Below are 2892 nucleotides of genomic sequence, written 5' to 3' on the forward strand. Positions count from 1 at the left end.
ACATTCGAATTCATGGATCTCTAAATTATTTAACACCTACTGAATACAAGTTGATGAACCTTTAAAAAATTGTCCGATTTAGTGTTGACATACCAATTAGTATTGGCCGGTGTTGGTGCAAATAGTGTCCATCTTTGTGTGAATAATGGATTCATATATAAATTAACAATAGGATCTACTTTGTTTTTAAATGGTGTAACTGGGAAATTATATACAATGGTCATAGTTGTGTGGAAAGTGATAAGTACTGTAAAAATCACAAATATAATTACTCTATATTTCATATCCTGTTTCCCTTCTCTTTATGAATTTAAGGAACTATAAGTAAGAATCTTATAGTTCCTTAAAATGATTTATCTTCCAAATGCTTGTTTTTCTTGTTGGGTCTCTTGAACAGACATCCCATTCTTGTATCCGGCAGGAACATCAGCATTTTGTAATGCTTGTCTTCCTGGTGTAGATTGTTCATAAACCCAATTGTAACCAGCTTTAACTGCATCATACAATACGCCACCAGCTACTGCTCCTGCAGCAAATGCCAACGCATTTTGTGGTTGTACTTCAGAAGACTTTTCAATCGAGGACTCCTCACTTACTACTTGATTACCCAGGCTACTATTTGTTGTAGCTGAAGAATAGCTAGAATTCGCAAAGAAAAAACCTAGCACTAAAATTCCAACTAATGAGATAGTCCCGAATAATTTCAATTTTATTTTCATACAAACACCTCCTTTATTTTAAACATATTATATATAATTTGACATTTTTAACAAATATCCTCTTTTTTTAAAAAATTTTTAAATTAAATGTCAGAATTAGTTATATGAATTTGTTTTTTATAAATAATTTAGTTTCATGATACAACTTCAAAGTTAAACAATTTCTCACGGGGGATTATAATTGATCGTCCTGAAGTAGATTGTTAATGACTTCATAAGAATTTAAAAGACCCAGGCTTTCCGCACCTAGGCTTTTTTACATAGCATTAAGATTTTATACTGTTTATGGTACAATTGAATTATTGATTGTGAATTAGTGATCTTCAACTAACGGGCAGAAAAGTTGAAGAAAAATGCTTTAGGAGGAGAAAAATGCTTAAGAAAATATTTGGCTTTAAGGATAGAAATTCATTAGTTAATATCTCTTTGGAGAATATCCAAAAAGCAATGTATGAAATGGGTTATTATAAAGAGTTTGTTGAAGAAATAATAACAACCTTAGAAAAAAGGGTTAACAAATATAGTGAAGAAGAATTTCAAGAATGGTTTAACAAATTAAATTATAGGCTGCCAGATGAATTTAGTGATGAAATATTTGCTATTAAGATATATGAGAATCACTCGTTTTTAATTGAAGAAGAAGTAATTAAATTAGAAAAAGAAACTGAATTACCTTGGGAAAAACAAGCAGAGGATTTAAAAAATATAAATGAAAAAGCAAGAAAAGTTCAGTTAGTAATAAGAAATAGGCTCTCAGATATTGCCTTGGATTTGTTAAAGTAAAGGTGCGTTAGTTCAATTACACGGGAGTGTAATATTAACTGTGTAAGTAAGAAATGCGTACGGTTTCTTACTCACACAGTTTTTTATTTGGTAGAATAAAAATATAAAGCTAAAGGAGTGTTTTAAATGGGCAAACCCAAAAGAGATCCTAACTCCGTAGAATTAGCTAACAAGATTATGGAACAGTATCAACCAAAGTCTGTAGAAGATATGCAACATGCATTAAAGGACATATTCGGGCCGATGTTTGAATCGATGCTAAAAGGTGAAATGAATCATCATTTGGGCTATGAATCAAATGATAAAGGAGAAAAAGAAACAAACAATAGACGGAATGGGTACGGAGAAAAGACAGTCAAAACGACTACTGGCGAAGTGGATATTGCCGTACCACGTGATCGAGATAGTTCATTTGAACCGCAACTTATTCCAAAGCGCAAAAGAGATGTTTCTGCCATCGAGGATAAAGTTATCTCCATGTATGCAAGAGGGATGTCTCAGCGAGATATTTCATCCACTATAGAAGATATCTATGGTTTCTCCGTGTCTCATGAAATGATATCTGATATTACGGATACAGTGCTTCCTGATTTAGAAGAGTGGCAAAGTCGCCCTTTAAGCAACTGTTATCCCTTTGTGTTTGTAGATTGCCTTTATACGACAATACGTAACGACTACGAAACAAAGAAATACGCTGTTTATACCATGTTAGGCTATACCATGGAAGGAAAGAAAGACATTCTTGGTCTATGGTTAAATGAAACGGAAAGTAAGCATAAATGGATGCAAATCTTTGATGAAATAAAAGCTCGTGGTGTAGAAGATATTTTCTTTATTTCGATGGATGGAGTAAGTGGTTTAGAAGATGGAGCTCGTGCTATTTTCCCACAAGTAATCGTGCAACGCTGTATCGTCCATCTCATTCGAAATTCGATTAAGTACGTTCCAAGTAAAGACTATAAACCTTTCACCGCTGCCTTAAAAAAGGTGTATAGTGCACCAAGTCTTAAGGCCTGTCATAGTGCATTTGAAACTTTTCAACAACAATGGTCTGCTTATCCTGGAGCGATTGACGTTTGGAAACGGAATTTCTCCCATGTGGAACAACTATTTGATTATGGAAGTGCGATACGCAAAATCATGTACACCACAAATGCCGTAGAAAGTATACATTCCAGCTTTAGAAAAGTGACTAAAAAAGGAGCATTCCCAAACGAGAACGCTCTTCTAAAAGTCTTGTATTTACGAACGAAAGAACTTGAAAGTAAATGGGAAGGTGGCCATATTCAACAATGGGCAATGGTCATGAACCAGTTCTTAATTCATGACCATCTTAATGAACGAGTGTTAAAGTATTTAGAATAACTTACACACTTTTCTTGACAAGCCC

The 2892-nt window shown here is 33.8% G+C and carries 4 protein-coding genes; 2 read left to right on the top strand and 2 right to left on the bottom strand.

Annotated elements, in window-relative coordinates:
• Window positions 1-29: 29 nt before the first annotated feature.
• Together J5J03_RS22325 and J5J03_RS02550 are read right to left on the bottom strand one after the other, a co-directional pair.
• Window positions 30-284, bottom strand: coding sequence for a DUF5819 family protein (locus J5J03_RS22325; RefSeq protein WP_407927792.1), 255 nt, complete (start codon window positions 282-284; stop codon window positions 30-32).
• A 69-nt stretch (window positions 285-353) separates the two neighbouring features.
• Window positions 354-719, bottom strand: a complete 366-nt coding sequence (locus J5J03_RS02550; RefSeq protein WP_208585948.1) for a hypothetical protein — start codon at window positions 717-719, stop codon at window positions 354-356.
• Between the two features lie 372 nt (window positions 720-1091).
• Between J5J03_RS02550 and J5J03_RS02555 the strand changes: the two genes are divergently transcribed.
• On the top strand, window positions 1092-1502 hold the full coding sequence (locus J5J03_RS02555; RefSeq protein WP_208585949.1) for a hypothetical protein: 411 nt from the start codon (window positions 1092-1094) through the stop codon (window positions 1500-1502).
• A gap of 126 nt (window positions 1503-1628) precedes the next feature.
• Window positions 1629-2867: an IS256 family transposase gene (locus J5J03_RS02560; RefSeq protein ID WP_208585893.1), complete on the top strand. Its 1239-nt coding sequence runs from the start codon at window positions 1629-1631 to the stop codon at window positions 2865-2867.
• Window positions 2868-2892 lie beyond the last annotated feature (25 nt).

Source organism: Gracilibacillus suaedae (assembly GCF_017599345.1).
GTDB classification, from domain to species: domain Bacteria; phylum Bacillota; class Bacilli; order Bacillales; family Amphibacillaceae; genus Gracilibacillus; species Gracilibacillus suaedae.

Coding starts and splice junctions, on each gene's coding strand:
- J5J03_RS02560 (WP_208585893.1), top strand. CDS start 1,629: ATGGGCAAACCCAAAAGAGATCCTAACTCCGTAGAATTAGCTAACAAG.
- J5J03_RS02550 (WP_208585948.1), bottom strand. CDS start 719: ATGAAAATAAAATTGAAATTATTCGGGACTATCTCATTAGTTGGAATT.
- J5J03_RS22325 (WP_407927792.1), bottom strand. CDS start 284: ATGAAATATAGAGTAATTATATTTGTGATTTTTACAGTACTTATCACT.
- J5J03_RS02555 (WP_208585949.1), top strand. CDS start 1,092: ATGCTTAAGAAAATATTTGGCTTTAAGGATAGAAATTCATTAGTTAAT.